Source organism: Rhizobium sp. B21/90 (assembly GCF_019355815.1).
In the GTDB taxonomy this organism is placed as follows: Bacteria; Pseudomonadota; Alphaproteobacteria; order Rhizobiales; family Rhizobiaceae; genus Rhizobium; species Rhizobium rhododendri.
In genome coordinates this window covers 2,418,004-2,441,148 of sequence record NZ_CP072162.1, presented here as the reverse complement: position 1 = coordinate 2,441,148, position 23,145 = coordinate 2,418,004, and the positions used below count along the sequence as shown (strand labels likewise).

Here is a 23,145-nt window from a genome sequence, read left to right as displayed (position 1 = left end):
TACCGAAAAATCGGAGTTTGCCTAGCCTCAGACAAACAAGAGACTTTATCTCGACAGCCGGCCTGTGTCATAGCCAGACGCTTGAAACAACGAAGGACGTTCAGATTTTGAACACACGGGATGTCGACAGCGCACAGGAAGCCATGCGGGAGATTTTCCCCGCGACGCCGCTGCAATTCAACGAGCATCTCTCCGCCCGCTACGGTGCCGATATCTGGCTGAAGCGCGAAGACCTGACGCCGGTGCGATCCTACAAGATCCGCGGCGCGTTCAACTTCTTCCGCAAGCAGATGGCAGCCGGCGGTACCGGGAAAGTCTTCGTCTGCGCATCGGCCGGTAACCACGCGCAAGGGTTTGCCTTCGTGTGCCGCCATTTCGGCGTGCCCGGCGTGGTTTTCATGCCGGTGACAACGCCGCAGCAGAAGATCGAGAAGACCCGCATATTCGGCGGCGAATTCATCACCATCAAACTCTTCGGCGACTTCTTCGACCAGTGCTACCAGGCTGCCCGCGATTACGTCTCGGCCAATGACGGCTTCATGGTGCCGCCATTCGACCATGCTGATATCATCGAAGGTCAGGCGACGGTGGCGGCCGAAATCGCGGCGCAATTGCCGGAGGACGTGCTGCCGGATCTGGTCGTCATGCCGGTCGGCGGCGGCGGACTGGCTGCCGGTATTACCGGCTATTTCAGCGATGTCCTGCCACCGTCGGCGTTCCGCTTTGTAGAGCCGGCGGGCGCTCCCAGCCTGCGTCGCTCGATAGAGGCTGGAAGCCTGCTGACATTGCCGAAGGTCGATAATTTCGTCGACGGGGCGGCGGTTGCCCGCATTGGCGATCTGAATTTTGAAGCATTGCGAGCTTTCCCCGCCGATCAGGTGATGCTGATGCCGGAGAATGCCATCTGCGTGACGATCATCGATATGCTGAATGTCGAAGGCGTCGTGCTCGAACCGGCGGGCGCGCTGGCAATCACCGCACTCGAGGCGATGGATCGCGACGCCATCCGTGGCAAGACCATCGTTGCCGTCGTGTCCGGTGGCAACTTCGATTTCGAGCGGCTGCCCGACGTCAAGGAGCGCGCCATGCGCCATGCGGGCCTAAAGAAGTACTTCATTCTGCGGCTGGCCCAGCGGCCGGGCGCGCTGCGCGATTTTCTCAATCTCCTCGGCCCTGACGACGACATCGCCCGCTTCGAATACCTGAAGAAGAGCGCCCGTAATTTCGGCTCTATCCTGATCGGTATAGAGGTGAAGAATGCGGACAGTTTCGGGGTGCTGCGGCAGAATTTCGAGAATGCCGGACTTGGCTACGAAGACATCACCGACAATGAGATCCTTGCAAACCTGATCATATGACTATCTGCGCTTTCAGGCTGCGGTCAACCAAGAGGCAAACAATGGCGTCCTTCTTCTCATCCATCCTGTCGATGTTCACCGGTGCCGGCGGGCCCAAGGCCGACGCCACAAAGGCGGGGGCGCCAGCCGCCACGCAGACTTATCAGGACTGCCAGATTTTCGCAGTGCCCCAGCGGGAAGGTAGCCAGTTTCGTCTGGCCGGTCGCATCGAAAAGCAGGTGAACGGCGAAATCCTGGTGCGCAACTTCATCCGCGCGGACGTCTTCAGTTCGGTCGATGACGCGGTCGAGACCACCTTCCGCAAGGCACAGCAGATCATCGATCAGCATGGCCCATCATTGTTTGCCGATGGCGACCCAAACCGGCAAGTCTGAGTCGCTAGGCTATTTCACCAGTGGCGGATGTGAAGCTTGCTCGTACGCGATCTGCTAAAACAATATTTTACGTTATTGACAAGAAGGCGCGGGACCCGGCGCGAATCGGCTCCCTCAGCAGCATTTCTGCGAGTTTTGCACTTAAGCACCGCGTGTCGCTACTCTCTCTCCTTGCTTAGCACCGCGCAGCGTTAACATCGTTGCGTCAAAATACCGGATTCGACTGTAATAGACTTGGCGGAACCTCAGTCGTCCTATATTTCAAACTTAAACGGTCGTTGTGCAAAAGCACGTTTAAGAGGCGAAAGCGGACAATGCGATGAGGGAGCTTAACCTGGCTTTGTTCGTGCTCGAGGCCGTCGCCTATTTTACGATCATGGTGACGCTCCTGCATTTGCGGCACCGCATCGGGCTCGGCGTCTTCTTGACGGCGCTCGGCGTCATGCACTTCATGGAAACCTACCTGGCAGCCGTCTTCTATGTCGAACTGCCTTTCGGCGTTGTCTCTCCCGGCTCCTCGGTGTTTTTCGCCGGCAAGCTGATGATGATCCTGATGCTCTATATGCAGGAGGATGCGGCGATCGTTCGCCAGCCGATCTACGGGCTCTTCCTCGGCAATTTGCTCACGGTGACGATAGCCTGGGCGGTGCAATTTCAGATTCCCGCCGTACTATCGCCGGGCCGCGGCACGGATTTCGCTTTTCTTCGGGAGATGGGCTGGCTGATGATCTGGGGCACGGCGCTGCTCTACATCGACGCCATCGGCATCATCCTGCTCTATGAGAAGCTGGGCCGTTTCATACAGCGCTGGGTCGTGCTGCGCTTCATGATCGCGGGCTTCGTGCTGCTGACGTTCGACCAGATCGGCTTCTTTGCGGCCCTGCATTATTTTGCCGGCGTGCCGATGACTGCCTTCTGGAGCGGCTGGATCGGCAAGCTTCTCGCGGTCCTGATCTATTCGGGGCTTTTCGCGCTTTATCAGCGCGGCATACGACGACATCTGGCGACCACCGCGCATCGCTCGGTACTCGACGTGTTCCACGACCTGACGTTTCGCGAGCGCTACGACGATCTCGTCTCTCGCAGCGGCCGCGATCTGCTGACGGGTACGTTCGATCGCAACCGCATGGAGGTCGAAGGGCCGCAGATACTGCGCGATAGCCAGAAACGTAACGAAACCATGACGCTGCTGCTGATCGACGCCGACGAATTCAAGGCGGTCAACGACCAGTTCGGCCATCTCGAGGGCGATGGCGTTCTGAAGGCGGTCGCCGCCGCAATCTCGAACGCATTGCGCCCGACCGACCGGCTGTTCCGGTTCGGCGGCGAGGAATTCGTGGTGCTCTGCACGCGGACCAACCACGCCGAAGCACTGCTTCTGGCCGAGCATCTGCGATGGCAGGTGGCGGAAACCATCCGCAACCCAGGGGGCAAGCCCATCACCATCAGCATCGGCGTTGCAACGTCCGGGGACGATGCCGCAAGCTTCAACGGTCTGCTGGCAATCGCCGACGACCGGCTTTACATGGCCAAGAACGACGGCCGCAATCGGGTCGTCGGCCGCGCCGGCTGGAAGCCGCTGGGCTGACGCCGGCGTTGCGCTGGGTGTTCCGACGGGCACCATCGGTACCCGTCGCATAAGCTGGCCGCGATCAGAGAATCAAACGGAACGTATGGAAACCGTCGGCGCCGTCGCCGACATCCTCGACGTGGACGCTTTTGAGGTCGGCGATATAGGTCTTCGCCTTCGGCGCGCTGTCGAACACGACGGTGGTGCCCGGCATCGGCTTGAAGGTCCAGTTGCCATCGGCGCTCGGGTTGATGGTACCCTGATCGTGGATATAGCGGACGATGACGTCGCGATTTGTATCAGGAGCCTGATAGACCACCTTGTCCGTGGCAATATCCGGAAACTTGCCGCCGCCGCCAGCCCTGTAGTTGTTTGTGACCACCAGGAATTTCATCGCAGGATCAATCGGTTTTCCGTCGAACTGCAGGTTTTGGATGCGATTGGAATCGGCATTCACCAGCTTGCCGTCGTCATCGAACCGACGCTTCTGCGAAAGGTCGATCTGATAGGTGACGCCGTCTATGACGTCGAAATTGAACGACGGGAAGGACTGGTTCAGCAGCGGTGCATCTTTTGCGCCGGGTGTGATCTGGTTGAACATCGATGCCGACATCTCCAGCCAGTTCTTGACCTGCGCTCCGTTGATGACCACGGCCTGCACTGTGTTCGGATAGAGGTAGAGGTCGGCGACGTTCTTGATGGCGATCGGACCTGCGGCAACGTCGGTGTAGTAGTCCGGGCCGTTGCGGCCACCGCATTTGAACGGCGCCGCGGCAGAGAGAACAGGCAGATCCTTGTACTGCGTCTCCTTCAGCATGTCCTTGATGTACCAGCTTTGCGCCTTGGAGACGATCTGGACCGAGGGGTCGTCGGCCACCAGCGCGAAATAGGAATAGAGCGGTGCTGCCGTCTTGCCGACCGGCGTGCGGACATAGGCGAGGGTTGCCTCGTGCTCGGCTTTCGCTGCCTCGACCACTTCCTTCTTGTCGCCGACATCGGCGATAACCTTCTTCTTTTCGTCGCGGTGATAGATCGGCCGGGCTTCGCATGTGAAGTCGACGATCTTCCAGTCCTTGCCGTCCTTTTCCAGCAACAGGTCGATAAGGCCGAGGTGGGAACCCCAGAAGCCCCCCATGACTGCAGGCTTGCCTTGCAGCGTGCCCTTGACGGGGTCGGCGCCCTTGATCCCATCCCACGTTTTCGGGCCGGGGAAGACCAGATGCTGGTGGCCCGTGAAGACCGCATCGATGCCTTCGACTGCCGCGACATAGAGCGATGCATTTTCCATCCGGTCGGTTGGTGCAGCGCCATCGATGCCGGAATGCGACAGGGCGATGATGATATCGGCGCCCTGTTCCTTCATGACGGGTACCCATGCCCTCGCGGCCTCGACGATATCGCGGGTCTGCGCCTTGCCCTCGAGGTTCTTGATATCCCAGAGCATGATCTGTGGCGGCACGAAACCGATGAAGCCGATCTTGATCGGCGTCTCCTTGCCGGCGCCATCCTTGATGGTCTTGTCGAGGATCAGGTAGGGCTTGAAGAACAGGTCGTCCTTCTTCGGGTCGCTGGCCAGTTGCCCCCTGGTGAGGTTGGCGCAGACGAAGGGGAAGTTGGCGCCGCCCAGAACCTTGAACATGAAGTCGAGGCCGTAGTTGAATTCGTGGTTGCCGAGCGTGCCGACATCGTAATTGAGCGTGTTCATCGCCTTGATGACGGGGTGGACGTCGCCGTCCTTCATGCCGTGCTGATAGGCCATGTAGTCGCCCATCGGATTGCCCTGCAGAACGTCGCCATTATCCACGAGAATTGAATTGGTCGCTTCGGCGCGTATGGAATCGATGATCGTTGCCGTCCGCGTCAGCCCCATCGTCTCGTTCGGCTTGTCGGCGTAGTAGTCATAGGGGAAGACGTTGACGTGAATATCCGTGGTTTCCATCAGCCGCAGATGGGCCTGATTGCCGGCTGCGCGCGCCGAAAAGGGGTGCAGCATCACAAGTGCTGCAGACGCACCGAGACCGCCCAGCAACGAGCGGCGGGACATGGAAAAATCGAAACTCGCAGGCATGGCTTTCTCCTCAGCATTCATCGACGTCCCCCGACGCCGGGCGAGACTAGGATGATTTATCGAGGAGTGCACCCGTTAAGTGACAGGTAGATGGCACCAGTCCGGCAAGCGGTCAGCGTTTCAGAACCGGGGTGATATCCTTGTGGAAAAATCGGAAATAGGAGCTGACCTGCGCCGCCGCATTGGAACTGCGGTTGAATTCGACGCCAATGCGGCCATTGCGCATCCAGCGGACCGTCCCCTCGATGGTGCCGATTTCTTCGCAGTCGATGCGGACCTTGCTGCCGGCCGCTCCGAGGAAGGCGCCGCTCAGATCGAGAGCCAGGCCCGTGGGCGAAAGATCGACGATGCGTCCTTCGGTTTCACGATTGAGATATCTGACGCTGCCGACCAGGCGCGCATGGCGCCGAACCTGGCTGCGCACCTTCATACCGAGCATATTGGGTTCGTTCTGCATTGTCATCCTGCCTCCAGTTAAGGATTAGCCGACAGACGTTGATAATGAGTCTATGCCAAGCTTAAGTTTCGAAGCGTGGTAATCCGGTTAAAGACCGACATTCGGCCTGTCGATTACCTCTCGCAGTGCGAAGCTCGAATTGATCTTGACCACGTGCGGCAAGGCGGAAATCCAGTCGCGGTGGATGCGCTCGTAGTCCTCCAGATCGCGTGCTGCGACCCGCAGGATATAGTCGTACTCGCCCGACATCAGATAGCAAACAAGCACGTTGGGACAGAGTTTCACCGCCGTTTCGAACTCGGTCAGTGTTTTGGCGAACTGGCCGGACAACGAGATATGGACAACGGCGATCATCCGGTAGTCCAGCGCCTTGTGCGACAGGCGCGTGTGGTAGCCGCCGATGGTGCCGTTCTTTTCGAGAATATCGACGCGGCGCGAACAGGCTGATGGCGAAAGACCAGCCTTGACGGCAAGCTCGGCATTGGTGATCCGAGCATTCTGCTGCAGAGCTCTCAAAATGGCACGATCGATGGCATCGAGCTCGGACATTCGAATTTCCTTCGATATTTGACCATAAAACGCAATTATCGTCGAAAAGCGGCAGTTATGCAAACCGTCTTTGCAAGGACATTGCGTCGCCGAAATGGTTCACTCAAGCATCACGATCCGCAAAAGCGGACGGCTATTAAGAGGAACGAACATGCGCATCGGCTGCCCGAAGGAAATCAAGAACCACGAATACCGCGTAGGCCTGACGCCTGCCGCCGTGCGCGATTACGTCGCCCACGGCCACCAGGTCTGGATCGAGACCAAGGCGGGGGCCGGCATCGGTGCCGACGACCACGCCTATGCAGCGGCCGGTGCCAAGATTGTCGGCTCGGCCAAGGAAATTTTCGAGGGCTGCGACATGATCGTCAAGGTCAAGGAGCCGCAGCCGCAGGAATGGGCGCAGCTGCGCGAAGGCCAGATCCTCTATACCTATCTCCATCTTGCTCCGGATCCGGAGCAGACAAAGGGCCTGCTGGCTTCCGGCGTCACCGCCATTGCCTATGAGACTGTGACCGACGACCGTGGCGGCCTGCCATTGCTTGCACCGATGTCGGAAGTCGCCGGACGCCTGTCGATCCAGGCTGGAGCGACGGCATTGCAGAAGGCCAATGGCGGTCTCGGCGTCCTCCTCGGCGGCGTCCCGGGCGTGCTGCCGGGCAAGGTCACCGTTATCGGCGGCGGTGTCGTCGGGCTGCACGCTGCCCGCATGGCCGTCGGCCTAGGTGCAGACGTCACCATCCTCGATCGCTCCCTGCCGCGCCTGCGCCAGCTCGATGACCTCTTTGCCGGTCGCGTCCATACCCGCTATTCCAGCATCCAGGCGCTGGAGGACGAAGTCTTCTCCGCCGACCTGGTCATCGGTGCCGTGCTTATCCCTGGTGCTGCTGCGCCAAAACTCGTGACCCGGGACATGCTGACCGGCATGAAGAAGGGTGCCGTCATCGTCGATGTCGCCATCGACCAGGGCGGTTGCTTCGAGACCTCCCATGCAACGACGCATTCCGATCCGACCTACGTCGTCGAAGGCGTCGTGCATTATTGCGTCGCCAACATGCCCGGCGCCGTGCCCGTGACATCCGCCCATGCGCTGAACAACGCCACGCTTCACCATGGCCTAGCGCTTGCCGATCGTGGCCTCCGCGCCATCGCCGAAGATCGCCATCTGCGCAACGGTCTCAACGTCCACAAGGGCCGCATCGTCAATGCAGCGGTGGCCGAAGCACTCGGCTATGAAGCCGTTGCGCCGGACAGCATCCTGAACGTCGCCTGACCGCAGGGCTAACTGTCAGATGAAGGCGCCGGGCTCCCCGTGGACCGGCGCCTTTTGCTTGTCTATGCGGCACTGGTAGCAGTTGTTGCGCGCCGATCGGACGTGGACATAAGCTATTTCCGGCCGCTCCAGCAGTGTTTCGGCATAGGCGGGAATGTCGCCGGTGGCCGTGACGGCGCCGGTGCCGTAGACGATGCGATTGCTGTCGTTGTATCCCCGCACGATGAAGTCGCGGGTGCCGGACAGAACGGGCGGCAGGACCTCCTCTGCCGCATAGCGCTGGCAAGGTACCTTGTGCAGAAAGACCGGGCCGGTTTCGGCGTACGGCTGCAGCGCCGGAAAGGGCCGATAGGCAAAGACCAGCAATTCATCCCCGGCGTTGATATTGCGAAGGCAATGCCGGCAGGGATTGCCTGGGCCATCGGAGACCGTGGTTTCCGGCAGCCTCCCGTAGGCATCGGTGGCTCCGTTCCAGAGAGCTTCGGCATCGGTGTGGGGCATGGCGGCGAAACGAATGTTGGACATGACAGATCTCCCTTTGAGGTCGTCATGACATGCGGCTCCCATCAGCGCGAAACCACCCGTTTCTTGCCGTTCGTTTTCATAGCGCTATTTTTCGACTAAAAGGGAGTTTCAGCATGCCGAACATCGATCTCGACTATCTCGCCAGGCAGAATGACAAGATACTCGAAGAACTTAGCGCATTGCGGCGAGAGGTTGCCGACCTCAGGGCCACAGCCGGACAATCGCTCGAAATAGACCGGCGCACAGATCCGCGCCGGCCAAGCGGCCTGTCACGCTAGCCTCAGCCGCGCTTGATGATCTCGAGCAACTCGTCGTCCGTCAGCGGCGTGACGGTGCCCTGCGCCGTCGATACCGGTGAGAAACCGAACATCTGGTAAAGCTGCAGTGCGCGCGGATGGTCGAGATTGTTGGTGGTTACCACGATCTTCTGCGGGTTCGAAAGCCACAGGGCATAGAGAGCCTGCAGCAGAAACCACTTGCCGATGCCGAGCCCCAGCGCGTGCTCTATCAGCCCGAAGTGACTAAGCTCGATCGTGTCCTCGTCGACGCGAAAATGTTCGAAGAAGCCGGCCGGCGCGCCGTTGACGTAGAGGACGCTGACGTCGTTGCGCTCGTCGTGGAGCACGGTTGTCAGTTCCTCGTCGCTCATTCTCATCCGGTCCACCCACTGCCATCGGGCACCGACCTGCCGGTAGAGATAGCGGTAGAACGGCAGCGGGATCTTCGGCGCCCGCATGACGGCAGCCTGGATATTGATCGGGATCGCCAGGCTGGTCTTCGGCGGCGCAGTCATTTCCAGTCGGGTGATCTGGACCGGTATCTGTGCGAGGGATGTTTCAGTCATGTTCAAGCCTTGCCGGTGGCGATGGGTGTGTCCTGCCGGCTTCCCCATTCCGTCCAGGAGCCGTCATAGAGCCGGTTGTCGCTGTGATCGAGTGATTCCAGCGCCAGCGTGATGATTGCCGCAGTGATACCCGAACCGCAACTGGTGACGACCGGCTTGGAAAGATCGATGCCGGCAGCTTCGATGGTCTGCTTCAGTTCGGACAGCGTCTTCAGCTTGCCGCCGGTCGAAAAGGAGCCGGAAGGCAGGCTCCGGGCACCCGGCATGTGGCCGGAGCGCATGCCGGCGCGGGGTTCGGGTTCCTCGGCTGCGAACCGGCCGGCGCTGCGCGCATCGGCAATCTGCATGGCGCCGCTGGAGACGATATCGCGCATGTCCTCGAAGCCGACCACGCGCTTGTCGTCGAATACATGGATGAAGGTTGCGGGCTGCGGATCCGGCGCCGTCGTTTCCAGGGGACGGCCCTCGGCCTTCCAGCCATCGAGGCCGCCATCCAGAACTACGACGTTGCTAGCGCCCATGATGCGGAACAACCACCAGACGCGCGGTGCCGAAAAGATACCGGGACCGTCATAGACGACGATCCGGTCGGTTGCCGATATCCCGAGCTTGCCGACCTGTTCGGCGAAATAGTCCGGGGAGGGCACCATGTGCGGCAGGTCTGTGGAGTGATCGGCGATCTTGTCATGGTCGAAACGAACGGCGCCCGGAATATGGCCGGCGGCGTATTCGGCCTCCGCGTCCCGCTTCTGCGCCGGAAGATAGAACGCGGCGTCGACCACCTTCAGGTCCGGAGCGCCAAGCTGCTGTTGCAGCCAGTCGGCCGATACGACAAAACGGCTTTGGTCGACACTCATGCTGATCTCCATGCTGTTCAGGCTTCTTGCCCGGGCGTTCCGAAGCGGATGCGAAAGCGCCGGTTTTCCTTGCCCTTTTTTTCGATCTTGGCGATGAAGATCGCGCCGACCTCCTGCGTCTCCGACACATGTGTGCCGCCGCAGGGCTGGCTGTCAACGGACGAACTTTCGCCGATGCAGACGAGACTGACCCGGCCAAGTCCTATCGGAGGCCGAACGTTCTTGGACTTGACGATGCCCGGATTGGCTGCAAGCTCTTCGTCGGTAATCCATTGCAGGGTGATTGGGTGATTTTCGTTGACGAGCGTCATGAGCTTCGCCGTCACATCGTCCTTGTCGATGGCCTCGCTCATGTCGAAGTCGACGCGGCTCTCGTCTTCGCCGACGGCAGCGCCTGTGATCGGGTAGGGGCAGACGACGGACAGGAGATGGCAGGCGGTGTGCATCCGCATCAGCCGGTAGCGGCGCGGCCAGTCGATGTGCAGAACCACTGTCTCGCCGACGGAAGGCACGGCCTCGCCTTTGAGCGGTGTGTGCAGGATAATGTCCTTGGTCGCGCCATGGCGGGCCTGGCCAAGCATGATCCTTGAGCCGTCGCTGCGTTCCAGAAATCCGGTATCGCCGGGCTGACCGCCCGATGTTGCATAAAAGCAGGTCCGGTCGACCTCGATGCTGCCGTCCTCGTGCACTGCAGTCACCGTCGCCTCGACGGTCGACAGATAGAAATCGTCACGGAAGAGCGCCTCGACTGTCATCGGCAATCACGCGACCCGTTCATAGGGAACGGAAATCTGCGGGGACGCCGTCAGCCAATCCGGCACAGGCAGGCCCTTTGATTTCAGGAAGTCCGGGTTGAAGAGCTTGGACTGGTAGCGGTTGCCATAGTCGCAGAGGATGGTGACGATGGTGTGCCCGGGGCCGAGATCCTTCGCCATCCGCATCGCGCCGGCTATGTTGATCGCTGAGGAGCCGCCGAGGCATAGCCCCTCATGTGCTGCAAGGTCGAAGACAATCGGCAATGCGTCGGCATCAGAGATCCGGTAGGCAAAATCAGGCTTGAAGCCCTCGAGATTGGCTGTGATGCGCCCCTGGCCGATACCTTCGGTGATCGACGATCCCTCGGATTTCAGCGTACCATGGGCATAGAACTCATAGAGCGATGCACCTTCGGGATCGGCAAGCCCGATCTTGATGCCCTTGTTGAAGCCATGCAGCCCCATCGCCGTTCCGGCCAGCGTGCCGCCGGAACCGACCGCGCAGATGAAGCCGTCGACCTTGCCATGCGTATCATCCCAGATTTCGCGCGCCGTCGTCTCGATGTGCGCCTGGCGGTTGGCGAGGTTGTCGAACTGGTTCGCCCAGATGGCGCCGTTCGGCTCGGTCTTTGCCAGTTGTTCTGCGAGCCGGCCGGAAACTTTGACGTAATTATTGGGGTTTTTGTAAGGGGCGGCTGGCACCTCGACCAGTTCCGCACCGAGCAGCCTCAGCGCGTCCTTCTTCTCCTGGCTCTGCGTTTCCGGGATGACGATGACGGTGCGATAGCCCAGCGCCTTGGCGACGAGCGTGAGGCCGATGCCGGTGTTGCCGGCCGTGCCCTCGACGATGACGCCTCCAGGCCGCAGTAGTCCCTTTTTCTCGGCATCGCGGATGATGTAGAGCGCCGCACGATCCTTGACGGACTGGCCAGGGTTCAGGAATTCCGCCTTGCCATAGATCGTCGAGCCGGTCGCCTCTGAGGCGCCCTTCAGCTTGATAAGAGGTGTGTGGCCGATCGCTTCGAGGACGGAGGGGTAAACGCTCATGGGATCTGCCTTCTGTTTGATCCTATTGTAAGAACGGTCTTTTCTCTCCACAAGGCGGCATTGGCAAGAAATACCGTTCTCATAGGGCGGCCGGTGCGATAAAATTCATTGGCTCCAAGCAATAAGTCTGCCTTGGTGATCTGTCGATTGACTTTTGGCGTAAGCGTCAGCAGAAAAGTTCGAGCGGGTGAACGGTCTTGGTCGGAACGAATATGGTGGGCAATCAGATCGATACTTTCGACGCGCTTATGGCGCATTATGTTGCCGGCTCGCTTCCGGAACCTGCCCGCATTCTTGTTGCTGCCCATCTCGAGATGCAGCCCATCAATCGTTTAATCGTCCATGATCTGGAAGCACTTGCAGGCGAGGCTCTGGAACAAATGCCTGCCGCAGATCCCGGTGACAGGAACGCCCGGCTTGCTGCAATTTTCGCGTCGCCGGCCTCGTCGGAACCGGCGCCACGACCGGTCGAAAGATCAGGTGACGGCGGGTTGCCACAGACGCTGCGCGATTTCATCGGTTACGATCTTGCGGATATCCCGTGGCGCAGCAAGTTGCCGGGCTTCAAGAAATACGGCCTTGGCGAAATCGATGGCTGCAAGGTGAACCTGATGTGGATCCGAGCCGGCAGGAAGCTGCCGACCCACACCCATGAGGGCGCCGAGTTGACGCTGGTGCTGGAGGGTGCATTCTCGGATGCGCGCGGCCGCTACGGGCCGGGCGAGATATCGATCGCCGACGACAGCATCGTACACCGGCCGGTCGCCGAAAACGACCGGCCCTGCATTGCCTTTTCGGTGCTCGAGGCGCCGATAAAATTCAAGGGGCCGCTGACGCGTCTCGTTGGCGACCTGCTCGGCTGAAAGCAGCCACAATAGCGTGCTATCGGCAGCGACAAACTGCTGGACAGGAACTTTCTGACATCGCCTGGTGTTGAACCGGACCCGCCGAGGAGCAAACGAGATGCGTGACTATGTCGCCCGACCCGATCATGGGATCGTCTGGATTTCCGGAGCCAGCTCGGGCATTGGACGGGCGCTCGCGCTCAAGCTGGCGGGTGAGGGGTACCGGGTCGCCGTGACCGCCCGCAACCATGACAAGCTGCTCGAACTCCAGTTGGAGGCGGCAGGACTTGCCGGCAGCATCATCGTTCTCGATGGCGACGTTACCAGTGCCGAGGACATGGAACACACAGTCGCCGCCATAGAGTACCAGCACGGCACCCTGGCCATGGCGATCTTCAATGCCGGCGTCTATCTGCCCGTGGACGGTGCGCATCTGAAACACGAGGACTTCGAGCGAAGCTTCGCCGTTAATTTGTCCGGCGTGGTCAATTGTTTGATCCCCGCAGTCCGTCACATGAAGACGAAGGGGCAGGGCCAGATTGCTATCGTCTCCTCTGTGACCGGCTACGGAGGGCTGCCGACAAGTGCTGCCTATGGAGCCACCAAAGCGGCGCTCATCAACATGGCTGAAAGCCTGAAATTCGATCTCGATAAACTCGGCATCCGAATCCAGGTCATCAATCCGGGCTTCGTCGATACCGAAGCCACAAAGAACAACCAGTTCCCTATGCCGTCGCTGGTGACCGCCCAGGTCGCTGCGGATGAGATCGCCGCAGGCCTGAAGTCGCTCTCCTTCGAGATCAGCTTTCCGAAGAGTTTTACGCTAAGGCTGAAGCTGCTGAAATTCCTGCCCTACAATCTCTATTTCAAGGCCATCAACCGGTTTACCGGATGGCCCGAGCGGGCGGTGGAGTCTCCGCGCGATCCCTCTCCGCATCCAGCCGAGTAGCGGCTGGCCTGCTGCCATCGATACGGGAGCGCAATATCTTGTGCGCTGCCTCGTCGAGCGGAAAATTCCACATCAGCGCCACCGCGACGAGTTTCAGCACGATGGGTATCCACGCATAGGCGATGGCCAGCGTCCAGAGAGCCTGCGGCCGGTTGCCGGCACCGGCCGCTGCATCGAAGCCGAAGGCGGACAGCAGTGGAAAGATCAGCCCCACACCCGCCGCCAGCGACAGCTTGGTGGCCAGACCCCAGGCGGCAAAATAGAGGCCGCCGCGCTGCGAGCCGGATTGGGCAGTGTCGACATCGATGACATCGGCCTGGATCGCCGGCGGCAGCGACAGGTCGAAGCCCAGCATGAGGCCGGTGACGACGCAGATGGCTCCAAAACCATAGAGCGAACCGGAAGGCAGCAGCGGCGCTGCGACGAAGGCGGCACAGGCAACGATCATCGCAATGCACCAGGCGCGATGCTTGCCGAAGCGTCTGGCAGCCAGCGTCGCCAGCGGAACACCGGCGATGCCGAACAGGAAATAGATAAACAGCAGCGGCCCGCGCGATTGCGGCAGCCCAAGCCGGTCCGATACAAAATAGAGAAAGAGTGTCGCGGGGATCCCGTTGGCAAAGCCGTTGATGAAATAGGCGATCAGCAGGCGGACGAACGGCTTGTTTGCCGCCAGAAATCCGAGGCTCTGCCGAAGCGCCACCCTGGCAACGCTATGCTCGCGCGGTTCCGGCACGAAAATCACGGCCATCAGGCCCGAGACCGGCAAGCTGATCGCGACGATGATGCCGAGCACGGCCAGTCCGGAAATCGCAGCGCCGCGCTCCATGCCGATGGCGAATGGCACGACGATGGCAATCAGCACCCCGATCAGGGAGATGCCCTCGCGAAGGCTGGTGAGCGATGTGCGCCCACTGTAGTCGTCGATCAGCTCCGCGCCCCATGCCGAATAGGGCACCATCGCCATCGTATAGCCGAGAGACAGCACTACGCCCCAGACGCTAAGCCACAGAAGCGTCACACCCGGTGGCGGCGAATAGAGCATCAGCGCGGCAAGCGAGGCGATGGGTACCGAAAGCGAAAAAAGCAGGCGACGTCGGCCGAAGCGAGGTCGGAAGCGATCCGCGACCACGCCGACCAGCGGATCGGATACGGCATCGAATATCCTCACCAGCAGCAGCACGAAGCCGACGCCGGCAAGGGGGAGGCCTATGGTTTCGGTGTAGTAGGTTGGCACCACCGCATAGAGCGGCAGGCCGAGCGCTGCGAGTGGCGCTGCCGGCAGCGCGTATGCCAGAAGCCGCCACCAGCCGATCGGTCGCTCACCGCTCGACTGAGGTGAACGAAGTCCGTCCGCGTCACGCCCTGGCAAAAACCACCTGGCGCACGTCGATATTGCGCGAGAGGAAGCCCGCCTCGCAGTAGAACAGGTAGAAGTCCCAGAGCCGCTTGAAACGGTCATCGAACCCAAGCGGCTTCACCCGCTCCCAGGCGGCCCAGAAGCGGTCGCGCCATTCAGCCAGCGTCCGGGCGTAGTCGAGCCCGAAACCGAAATCCTTGACCATCGACAGGTCTACCTTCCGGCTCAGCGCCAGGAGATGTTCCGGCGTCGGGAGCATGCCGCCGGGAAAGACGTATTTCTGGATGAAGTCCGGATTGGCCTTGTACTTCGCAAAGGCCTCCGGCTTGATCGTGATGATCTGCAGGCCAGCCTGGCCACCTGGCTTCAGGCAGTCCTTCAGCTTGGTGAAATAGGTCGACCAGTATTTCTCGCCGACCGCCTCGAACATTTCGATCGAGATAATCTTGTCGTAGACACCGGTTTCGTCGCGATAGTCCTGGAAGCGGAAATCGACGCGGTCGCTGAGGCCAGCCTTGCGGATACGCTCTTCGGCGAAGACCAGCTGTTCGCGGCTGATGGTCAGGCCAGTAACGCGGCACCCCATTTCCCGCGCGGCGAATTCGGCAAACCCGCCCCAGCCGCAGCCGATCTCCAGCACATGGTCGCCCGGCTTGATGCCGGTGGCCTCTGCCAAGGCCCGGTATTTCGCATTCTGGGCCGACTGCAGGTCGTTGGCGCCGGTCGAATAGAGCGCGGAGGAATAGGTCATGCTCGGATCGAGCCACGCTTTGTAGAAGTCGTTGCCGAGATCGTAATGCGCCGAAATATTGCGCTTGGATCCGGCCTTGCTGTTGCCGCGCATCCAGTGGCGGATCTTTTCGACGACCTGCATGATGCCGCCGGTGCCGTTGGCATACTGGTCGGCTGCTTCGCCGTTGATCAGGAAAAGCTGCAGGAAGGACACGATGTCGGGGCTGTCCCAATCGCCGTCCATATAAGTCTCCGCGACGCCAATCGTGCCCGTAAGCAGCGCCCGGTAGGCAAGCTTCCAGTTGCGCAGCGTCACGGCAGCCTTGGGACCCTCCATCTTGCCGACAACGACCACCTTGCGGCCGTCCGGCATCTGGATGGCGAGCGAACCGGTCTGCATCTGCAGTAGCCCGCGAAGGGCAAGTCGCGCCTTAAACGGCAATCCCTTGGAGACGCGCGCGATGTTGTCGTGCGTCAGAATCTCGGCGCCCTCGGCGAATTTCGTCCAGTCCTGCCTGTCAGTCATCGATGCTCCGGTAGCAATTGGCTTGGCTCCTGCACCTATATGATGTGCGACCGGGACTTGCCAGTCCTTGGCATCTATTGTCGGGGAATCCCAAGTCATTCTGCGGCCTCCAGGGTTATGCGCTGCGGCTTGATGCTGACGGGAGGCGGAGCCTTTGGCTTGGGGATGTATTTAGCCCCCTTGAGCCATAGCTTCAGTGCCTCCCAGTGAATGCCGGCGACGATCTTCATGGTCAGGAACGGGATGCGGACGGTCAGCGCGAGAAGCGTCGCTGTTGCCATTGTCTGCCGACGTCCGGTGAATGTGGCCGCCAGCAACGGACCCTCGGCATCGGTTTCGAGGATACGCCAGCGAATTTCATCGCCCGGCGGGAGCATGCGGAAATGATAGCGCATCTCCATCGGGATGAAGGGCGAAACGTGAAAAATCTTGTCGCAGCTCTGGCGCAGTCCACTCTCGGTCATCTCGCCGTCGCTGACCGGGCACACATAGGTGTGCCGCTCGCCGAACGTGTTGCGGACCTCGTAGATGGCAGCCATCAGGCGCTCGTCGGCGTCGTAGGCGTAATAGACGGAAATTGGATTGAAGACGTAGCCAAGGATGCGCGGGTAGCAGACGAGCACGATGCGGGCGGCCCGTTCTGCAAGACCAGCGTCAGCCAGCAGTCCGTCGGCATAGGCGCGTAGCGTGGCACTGTCCCCGCAGTGGTCTTTCTCATGGAAAGCCACCAGGTTTCTCTTGTTCACGGAAAACAGCGCTGACAATCTGTCCGCCTCGATAAGGCGGTCGAGGTCGACGAACAGCGAGAACACCCGGTACTGGAAGCGGTGTCCGAACGGCTTCATGCGCTGGTGCATCACCTCGCCGGTATAGAGCGCAGCGGGCGCAAGAGGCACGGGACCGTTGCGCTCGAGGTTGACACCGCCCTTTTGCAAAGGCTTCCTCATACCAGGACTTCAAGTTCTTGCTTGGCACGGACGGCAGTCTGCCTCGGGGCGCGCCACGGGATGACGCCGCCGAGCGCCTCGGCTGCCGCGAGACCGGAGGTCAGGCCGTCTTCATGGAAGCCGTATCCAGTCCAAGCGCCGGCGAAATGGCTGTGGTTCCGCCCTTGGATGCTGGCAAGCCGCAGTTGTGCGTCCATGCTGCCGCCGTTGAATTGCGGGTGGTCGTAGGAATACTCGGCAAACACCTTCGACGGATCGAGTTCGCGGTCCGGGTTGAGGGTGACGAACAGCGGATGGTCGTCACGGATGCCTTGCAGCCGGTTCATCCAGTAGCTGACAGCGCAGCCATTTTCGCCTTCGCCTGCGCTGGAACGGAGATAGTTCCAGGATGCCCAGACCTTCCGACGCTTCGGCATCAGGGCGAGGTCGCGGTGGAGCACGACACGGTTAGGGCCGTAGGGGATAGCGCCGAGCAAGCGTCGTTCTTCGGGTGTTGCGTCCTTCAGCATCGCCAGGGTCTGGTTGCTGTGGGCGGCAAAAATCACCTTGTCGTAGATCGCCTCGCGACCATGCTCGTCGGTGATCAACACGTGATCGTCGCGGCGCTGGACGGCGCGGATGCCGCATGACAGCTTCAGTCGGTCGCCGAGCGGTGACAGAAGCTTTTCCAGATAGTTGCGGCTTCCCCCGGTGACCGTGCGCCACTGGTGCTGCTTGAGGTAGATCAGGCGGTGATTGTCGAAGAAATTGACGAAATGCTCGGCGGGGAAGTCGAGCATCTGCGCTGCCGGTGTCGACCAGATGGCGGCCGCCATGGGGATCAGGTAGTTGTTGGTGAAGCCCGGCGAAAAACCGCGCCAGTCGAGATAGTCGCCGATCGACCGTTCGGCCAGATGGCCGGCAGCGCGGTCCGTAAGGCAGGTCTTGTTGAAGCGCATGATCTCGCGCACCATCCACAGAAAGGAGGGACGCAGCAGGTTGCGTTTCTGGGCGAACAGCGTCCCCAGATTATCGCCACTCCATTCCATCCTGCCGCGGTCGAGCGACAGCGCAAAGCTCATGTTGCTGGCATGGGTTTTGACACCCAGTTCGGAAAATAACGCCGTCAGGTTCGGATAGTTCTGCTCGTTGTAGACGATGAACCCGGTGTCGACGGAAATCGGCGTGCCGTCATAGTCGATGTCGACCGTTGCTGTGTGCCCGCCCGCCCGATCCGCCTTCTCGTAGAGCGTGACATCGTGCACCGGGTGAAGCGCCCAGGCGGCGGAGGTGCCGGAAACGCCGGAGCCGATTACCGCGATTTTCATGCGGTGGGCGCCGTTGTGTCCGGGGTCTGCAAACAGGGCGTTCATGCGGCGTCCTTTACTGCACTATAGGCTTTCAGCGCCCGGTCACGGGCCTTTGCGTGGTCGACGATCGGGTTGGGGTAGGTCTTGCCGAGAGCGATGCCCGCCTTGTCGAGCACCGATGCCGGTGCCTCGAACGGCCGGTGAATGTACTTGTTGCCGAGTTCGGCCAGTTCCGGAACGAACTCGCGGACATACGTCCCATCGGGATCGAATTTCTCGCCCTGCAGAATGGGGTTGAAAATACGAAAGAACGGCGAGGCGTCAGCCCCGGACCCTGCGACCCACTGCCAGCTGGCAGCATTGCTGGCGGGATCGGCGTCGACGAGCGTGTCGCGGAACCACTCCTCGCCCTGACGCCAGTCGATCAGCAGGTCCTTGATCAGGAACGAGGCGACGATCATACGGACGCGATTGTGCATCCAGCCATGCTTCCACAACTGGCGCATGCCGGCGTCGACGATGGGATAACCCGTGCGCCCTTGCGTCCAGTCCTCGAACAGATCCGTTTCCGTCCTCCATTCGAAGGCGTCGAAACGCTTGTTCCAGTTGGCGGAGGGAAGGGCCGGGAAGTGGAACAGGAGATGATAGGAAAAGTCGCGCCAGGCCAGTTCCTTGCGGAAATGGATGACGTCGTCCTGCGGCGTGCTCTTCGGCAGGTTGCGCGTCGCATACCAGATGCGGGCCGGCGATATCTCGCCGAGTGCCAGATGCGGAGAAAGCATCGAGGTCGCGGGCTTGGCCGGGAAATCACGATCCGCTTTGTAACCGGTCAGCGCCTCGTCGACGAAGTCGTCGAGCCGCGCGCGCGCCGACGCCTCGCCTGGCACCCAGACGTCGGAGAACGAGAGCGCCCAGTTCGGCTTTGTCGGCAGCAGCTTCCAGTCCGACAATGGCTCGCTGTCCGGCCACGCTTCAGGGGCTGTGATTTTCTTCGGTGCATCCAGCGGCTCCGGCGGCTCGCCACGGCCCTCGAGCGCCCGCCAGAACGGCGTATAAACGCGGTAGGGTGTGCCTCCGCCGGTCATCAGCTTCGAAGGCTCATGCAGCAGCTGGCCGGCGAAGCTGGTGGCCTCGATGCCGCGCTCGTTAAGTTGCCGCTTGATCTCGGTATCGACGGCGATACCGGCAGGGTCGTAGCGGCGGTTCCAGACTACGCCGGTCGCGCCCGAGGTTTCGATAAGCCTGGAGAGCACGGAAAGCGCCTCGCCGCTTGCAAATATCAGGTCGCTGCCAAGGTTGCGGAGAGACGCCTGAAGCGCGGTCAGCGAGTGGTGGAGCCACCAGCGCTGTGCGGCGCCGAGCGGTCCCGTGCCTTCTTTATCGGGTTCGCGTATATAAAGGGGAATGATCGGCCGGCCTTTTTCGCGGGCGGCATGCAGCGCGAGGTTGTCGTCGAGCCGGAGGTCCTTTCGGAACCAAAGGATGGTGCATCCGCTCGCCTTCGTCACTGCTGTCATCCCCCTTTTTCCTTCTGATTGAAGTCTGTTACGCATCTACGTTGTTGTCGGATCAAAGGTTTCAAGGCTTGCGGCGAAAACCCGCGCAGCCCTGTCCTCGGCGCCGGATGCCGCCGTGAAAGCAAGCGAAATGCATTGACGCATCAGATTCTCCGAGGGCTGTCACCGTTCTGTTATGCAACGTGGTTAGCTCTCCGGCCATATCGGCAAGGAGTGTAGCATGGCAGAAATCCGCATCGAACAGGTCCGCAAGGCCTATGGCAGCAACAAGGTTGTTCACGGCGTGGATCTGAATTTTCGTTCCGGTGAGTTTGTCGTCATCCTCGGGCCGTCCGGTTGCGGCAAGTCGACCCTGCTCAGGATGATCGCAGGCCTTGAGGATATCACCAGCGGCGAGATCGTCATCGACGACGTCGTGGTCAATCAGCTGGAGCCCCGCGAGCGCGGCTGCGCCATGGTGTTCCAGAACTATGCGCTCTATCCGCACATGAATGTCGCAGCCAACATGGGCTACGCGCTCAAGGTTTCCGGCGTGCCGAAAGAGGAACGCGACCGCCGCATCAAGGAGACGGCGCGCATCGTCGGCCTCGAGGATTTTCTCGACCGCAAGCCGGGCGAACTATCCGGCGGCCAGCGCCAGCGCGTCGCCATGGGTCGCGCCATCATCCGCGAGCCGAAAGTCTTCCTGTTCGACGAACCGCTGTCCAACCTCGATGCCAAGCTGCGCGTCCAGATGCGCGTCGAGATCCGCCGCCTGCACAAGCGCCTGTCGGCCACCTCCGTGTTCGTCACCCATGACCAGGTCGAGGCGATGACGCTCGCCGACAAGCTGGTGGTGATGTACAAAGGCAAGGTCGAGCAGGTCGGCACGCCCCTGGAAGTCTATAACAAGCCGCGCACCCGTTTCGTCGGCTCCTTCATCGGTTCACCCGCGATGAACTTTCTCGAGGGCTCGTTCGCCGCAGACGGCACGCACTTCATCTTCGACGGCATTCCGATCCCGGTCGATCCGGCCATCGGCAGGGCCAATGCCGGGCGCGCTGCAGCACTCGGCATTCGTCCTGAGCACGCCTACATGGTTCCGGTGGGGACGCCAGGCAGCATCCCGGCGACTGTCGATTTCGTCGAGGAGCTCGGCGCCGGTCGCGTCATCCACTCCGACATCAACGGCTCGAACTTCGCGCTCAGCATTTCCGACCATATCACCAGCGAAACCGGCCAGGAGATTGCACTCCACCTGCCTGCCGAGCACATCCACCTGTTCTCCAACGAAACCGACCTGCGCCTCGACCTGCCGGAAACGGCACCGGTGCGGAAGCTGGAACTGGTCTCCTAAACAGTCCTCGAAATTCGATCCTCCCCCAATGCCGCCGGTTCCCCCCGGCGGCATTTTTGCGCCTGGCCCCATGGCCAAACGAAAATGGCGGGCCGAGGCCCGCCATGAGATGAATGCGAATGGTGGACCTCGGCTATTTTTCTGTCGAGACCAGCCCGCGCACGAACCAGCGCTGCATGAGCACCACAACGACCAGCGGCGGTAGCATGACGATCAGCGTGCCGGCCATGGCAATATGCCATTCCGGAATACCCCCGATATTGGGAATCAGCTGCTTCAACTCGGTGACCGCGGTCTGGTAGCCCGGATCCGTTGTGACCAGCAATGGCCACAGATACTGGTTCCATGCGTAGAGGAACATGATCGTGCCGAGCGCTGCCATGTTCGTGCGAGATAGCGGCAACAGGATATCGATGAAGAATCGCAACGGCCCCGCACCGTCCATACGGGCAGCCTCCGTCAGTTCGTCGGGCATCGTCAGGAAGAACTGGCGATAGAGGAACGTCCCAGTGGCCGTGGCGATTAATGGAAGGATAAGGCCCGGGTAGGTATTCAGAAGCCCGAAGTTCATCGACAGTTGCACGCCTGAAAAACGCTCTATCAGCCAGCTGATGCCGGTGACGTCTAGTATTGCCTGGTAAGGCGCCAGCACGTTGGCAGCGACCGCGTAGGTCGGCACGATGCGCACTTCGAGCGGCAGCATCAGGGTGATGAAGATCGCCCAGAAAATCAGGTTGCGACCGGGGTAGCGGAAGTAGACCAGCGAGAAGGCCGTCAGTGCCGAGATGATCACCTTGCCGGCCGCAACGCCAACGGCAAGGATCAGGCTGTTCAGGAGCTTCGGTCCGAGATTTGCTGTGACCCAGGCTGTTTTCAGATTGAGGAAGAGGTCAGAACCCGGGATCAGCGACATCGGCACCTGGTTGACGTCATGCAGATTGTGCGAAGCGGCAATGATGATGATCACGAAGGGAAGGGCGGCAATCAGAAAGCCGATGAAAAGGACCACATGGTTGAATATGTCCAGAAGGGGGGTACGTTCGACCATGATCGCCTCAACGGTAATGTACGCGCCGCTCGATGAAGCGGAACTGGAAAATGGTAAGCAGAACGATCAGGACCATCAGGATGATGCTCTGGGCAGCTGCACCGGAGAAGTCGAGGCCTTTGAAGCCGTCGGAGTAGATCTTGTAGACCATGAGATTTGTCGCATTGGCGGGTCCGCCGGATGTCATGATATCGACGATGCCGAATGAATCCTGGAAGCTCTCGGTAATATTGATGACCAGCAGGAAGAAGATCGTCGGCGTGATCAGCGGGAACTGTATGTCCTTGAACCTCCGCAGCACACTCGATCCGTCCATCGCCGCAGCTTCGATCAGCGAGCGCGGAATGCCCTGGAATGCGGCCAGGAAGAAGATGAAGTTATAGCCGATATATTTCCACGAAAATGCGATGATGACCGAAGCCATCGCATCGGCGCCGTTGAGGCCCGGGTCCCAGATCCCTGGCCACCATTGGTTGACGACGGCGACGATGCCGGCCTGTGGTGCCAGAATGAACCGGAAGCCGAGCGCAAGCGCCGGGGCTGCGATGCCATAGGGCCAGATCAGCACGACGCGATAGAAGTTCGAGCCTCGAAGCTGGCGATCGGTGAGCGCTGCCAGAAGCAGGCCGATCGACATCGCGGCTGTCGTGCTGATCGCCGCAAAGACCATGCTGCGGGTGACGGAGTTCCAGTAGTCGGCATTGCTGAGAAGCGCTTTGAAATTATCGAAGCCGACCCACGTATTGCCGCCGCCCCAGGGTTGCTGGAGGGTGAGGGACCAGAACACGGCCTGTCCGGCTGGCCAGTAGAAAAAGGTAAAGATCAGGAGGATCTGCGGCACGGCAAACATGATGCCGATGGTGTTTCTGTTGAATGTCGTGCGTTTTTCCATTGCTTCTTCCGGCAGGCGGCTATCGGACGA

23 protein-coding genes are annotated in these 23,145 nt (G+C 60.6%); 8 read left to right on the top strand and 15 right to left on the bottom strand.

The window, feature by feature from the left end:
* The first annotated feature begins 143 nt into the window (after nucleotides 1–143).
* From ilvA to J5278_RS11585, 3 genes are all read left to right on the top strand, one after another.
* Nucleotides 144–1,358 carry a threonine ammonia-lyase gene (gene ilvA, locus J5278_RS11595; RefSeq protein ID WP_374108582.1) on the top strand — a complete coding sequence of 405 codons (1,215 nt, stop codon included), beginning with the start codon at nucleotides 144–146 and terminating at the stop codon, nucleotides 1,356–1,358.
* Between the two features lie 41 nt (nucleotides 1,359–1,399).
* Nucleotides 1,400–1,732, top strand: a complete 333-nt coding sequence (locus J5278_RS11590; RefSeq protein WP_209183622.1) for an HlyU family transcriptional regulator — start codon at nucleotides 1,400–1,402, stop codon at nucleotides 1,730–1,732.
* 319 nt (nucleotides 1,733–2,051) lie between these two features.
* Nucleotides 2,052–3,320 carry a diguanylate cyclase gene (locus J5278_RS11585; protein ID WP_209183623.1) on the top strand — a complete coding sequence of 423 codons (1,269 nt, stop codon included), beginning with the start codon at nucleotides 2,052–2,054 and terminating at the stop codon, nucleotides 3,318–3,320.
* 64 nt (nucleotides 3,321–3,384) lie between these two features.
* Here the strand turns inward: J5278_RS11585 and J5278_RS11580 are convergent, their stop codons facing one another.
* The 3 genes from J5278_RS11580 to J5278_RS11570 all read right to left on the bottom strand — a co-directional run bounded on the left by J5278_RS11580 (nucleotide 3,385) and on the right by J5278_RS11570 (nucleotide 6,376).
* Complete coding sequence (locus tag J5278_RS11580; protein WP_209183624.1) at nucleotides 3,385–5,370, bottom strand: bifunctional 2',3'-cyclic-nucleotide 2'-phosphodiesterase/3'-nucleotidase; 1,986 nt, start codon at nucleotides 5,368–5,370, stop codon at nucleotides 3,385–3,387.
* Between the two features lie 112 nt (nucleotides 5,371–5,482).
* Entirely contained in the window at nucleotides 5,483–5,833 is a 351-nt protein-coding gene (locus tag J5278_RS11575) for a PilZ domain-containing protein (RefSeq protein ID WP_111220727.1), read from the bottom strand.
* A gap of 81 nt (nucleotides 5,834–5,914) precedes the next feature.
* Entirely contained in the window at nucleotides 5,915–6,376 is a 462-nt protein-coding gene (locus J5278_RS11570) for an Lrp/AsnC family transcriptional regulator (RefSeq protein WP_209183625.1), read from the bottom strand.
* Nucleotides 6,377–6,527: 151 nt separating this feature from the next.
* Between J5278_RS11570 and ald the strand changes: the two genes are divergently transcribed.
* Nucleotides 6,528–7,646 carry an alanine dehydrogenase gene (gene ald, locus J5278_RS11565; RefSeq protein ID WP_209183626.1) on the top strand — a complete coding sequence of 373 codons (1,119 nt, stop codon included), beginning with the start codon at nucleotides 6,528–6,530 and terminating at the stop codon, nucleotides 7,644–7,646.
* Between the two features lie 15 nt (nucleotides 7,647–7,661).
* Here the strand turns inward: ald and J5278_RS11560 are convergent, their stop codons facing one another.
* Entirely contained in the window at nucleotides 7,662–8,171 is a 510-nt protein-coding gene (locus J5278_RS11560; RefSeq protein WP_209183627.1) for a DUF1203 domain-containing protein, read from the bottom strand.
* 113 nt (nucleotides 8,172–8,284) lie between these two features.
* Here J5278_RS11560 and J5278_RS11555 point away from each other — a divergent pair, with 113 nt between their 5' ends.
* Entirely contained in the window at nucleotides 8,285–8,449 is a 165-nt protein-coding gene (locus tag J5278_RS11555) for a hypothetical protein (protein WP_209183628.1), read from the top strand.
* Nucleotides 8,450–8,451: 2 nt separating this feature from the next.
* Here the strand turns inward: J5278_RS11555 and J5278_RS11550 are convergent, their stop codons facing one another.
* Genes J5278_RS11550 through J5278_RS11535 form a run of 4 tightly spaced genes read right to left on the bottom strand, consistent with a single transcriptional unit; the run spans nucleotide 8,452 to nucleotide 11,674 of the window.
* Nucleotides 8,452–9,015, bottom strand: a complete 564-nt coding sequence (locus J5278_RS11550) for a GNAT family N-acetyltransferase (RefSeq protein ID WP_209183629.1) — start codon at nucleotides 9,013–9,015, stop codon at nucleotides 8,452–8,454.
* Nucleotides 9,016–9,017: 2 nt separating this feature from the next.
* Entirely contained in the window at nucleotides 9,018–9,872 is an 855-nt protein-coding gene (gene sseA / locus J5278_RS11545; RefSeq protein WP_209183630.1) for a 3-mercaptopyruvate sulfurtransferase, read from the bottom strand.
* Nucleotides 9,873–9,889: 17 nt separating this feature from the next.
* Nucleotides 9,890–10,627 (bottom strand): alanyl-tRNA editing protein, encoded by a 738-nt coding sequence (locus J5278_RS11540; RefSeq protein WP_209184106.1) that lies wholly within the window; start codon nucleotides 10,625–10,627, stop codon nucleotides 9,890–9,892.
* Nucleotides 10,628–10,633: 6 nt separating this feature from the next.
* Complete coding sequence (locus J5278_RS11535; protein WP_209183631.1) at nucleotides 10,634–11,674, bottom strand: cysteine synthase A; 1,041 nt, start codon at nucleotides 11,672–11,674, stop codon at nucleotides 10,634–10,636.
* 212 nt (nucleotides 11,675–11,886) lie between these two features.
* On the opposite strand from J5278_RS11535, the gene J5278_RS11530 reads away from it, so the two are divergent.
* Nucleotides 11,887–12,537: a ChrR family anti-sigma-E factor gene (locus tag J5278_RS11530; protein WP_209183632.1), complete on the top strand. Its 651-nt coding sequence runs from the start codon at nucleotides 11,887–11,889 to the stop codon at nucleotides 12,535–12,537.
* Between the two features lie 100 nt (nucleotides 12,538–12,637).
* Nucleotides 12,638–13,468: an SDR family NAD(P)-dependent oxidoreductase gene (locus J5278_RS11525; protein ID WP_209183633.1), complete on the top strand. Its 831-nt coding sequence runs from the start codon at nucleotides 12,638–12,640 to the stop codon at nucleotides 13,466–13,468.
* Here J5278_RS11525 and J5278_RS11520 read toward each other — a convergent pair.
* The 5 genes from J5278_RS11520 to J5278_RS11500 form a co-directional block, all read right to left on the bottom strand.
* On the bottom strand, nucleotides 13,404–14,840 hold the full coding sequence (locus J5278_RS11520) for an MFS transporter (RefSeq protein WP_247749088.1): 1,437 nt from the start codon (nucleotides 14,838–14,840) through the stop codon (nucleotides 13,404–13,406). The genes J5278_RS11525 and J5278_RS11520 overlap by 65 nt on opposite strands.
* Complete coding sequence (locus J5278_RS11515; RefSeq protein WP_209183634.1) at nucleotides 14,827–16,086, bottom strand: cyclopropane-fatty-acyl-phospholipid synthase family protein; 1,260 nt, start codon at nucleotides 16,084–16,086, stop codon at nucleotides 14,827–14,829. Before J5278_RS11515 ends, J5278_RS11520 begins: the two co-directional genes overlap by 14 nt.
* A 95-nt stretch (nucleotides 16,087–16,181) precedes the next feature.
* On the bottom strand, nucleotides 16,182–17,033 hold the full coding sequence (locus J5278_RS11510) for a DUF1365 domain-containing protein (RefSeq protein ID WP_209183635.1): 852 nt from the start codon (nucleotides 17,031–17,033) through the stop codon (nucleotides 16,182–16,184).
* Nucleotides 17,030–18,385, bottom strand: a complete 1,356-nt coding sequence (locus J5278_RS11505; protein WP_209183636.1) for an NAD(P)/FAD-dependent oxidoreductase — start codon at nucleotides 18,383–18,385, stop codon at nucleotides 17,030–17,032. Before J5278_RS11505 ends, J5278_RS11510 begins: the two co-directional genes overlap by 4 nt.
* Nucleotides 18,382–19,839 (bottom strand): deoxyribodipyrimidine photo-lyase, encoded by a 1,458-nt coding sequence (locus tag J5278_RS11500; RefSeq protein ID WP_209206570.1) that lies wholly within the window; start codon nucleotides 19,837–19,839, stop codon nucleotides 18,382–18,384. The genes J5278_RS11505 and J5278_RS11500 overlap by 4 nt, the downstream gene beginning before the upstream one ends.
* Nucleotides 19,840–20,059: 220 nt before the next feature.
* Here J5278_RS11500 and J5278_RS11495 point away from each other — a divergent pair, with 220 nt between their 5' ends.
* The gene (locus tag J5278_RS11495; protein WP_142822476.1) at nucleotides 20,060–21,175 is read left to right on the top strand and encodes a sn-glycerol-3-phosphate import ATP-binding protein UgpC; all 1,116 of its coding nucleotides are present in this window, start codon (nucleotides 20,060–20,062) and stop codon (nucleotides 21,173–21,175) included.
* A gap of 133 nt (nucleotides 21,176–21,308) precedes the next feature.
* Here the strand turns inward: J5278_RS11495 and J5278_RS11490 are convergent, their stop codons facing one another.
* Nucleotides 21,309–22,223: an ABC transporter permease subunit gene (locus J5278_RS11490; protein ID WP_209183638.1), complete on the bottom strand. Its 915-nt coding sequence runs from the start codon at nucleotides 22,221–22,223 to the stop codon at nucleotides 21,309–21,311.
* 7 nt (nucleotides 22,224–22,230) lie between these two features.
* Nucleotides 22,231–23,115, bottom strand: a complete 885-nt coding sequence (locus J5278_RS11485; RefSeq protein WP_209183639.1) for a carbohydrate ABC transporter permease — start codon at nucleotides 23,113–23,115, stop codon at nucleotides 22,231–22,233.
* Nucleotides 23,116–23,145 lie beyond the last annotated feature (30 nt).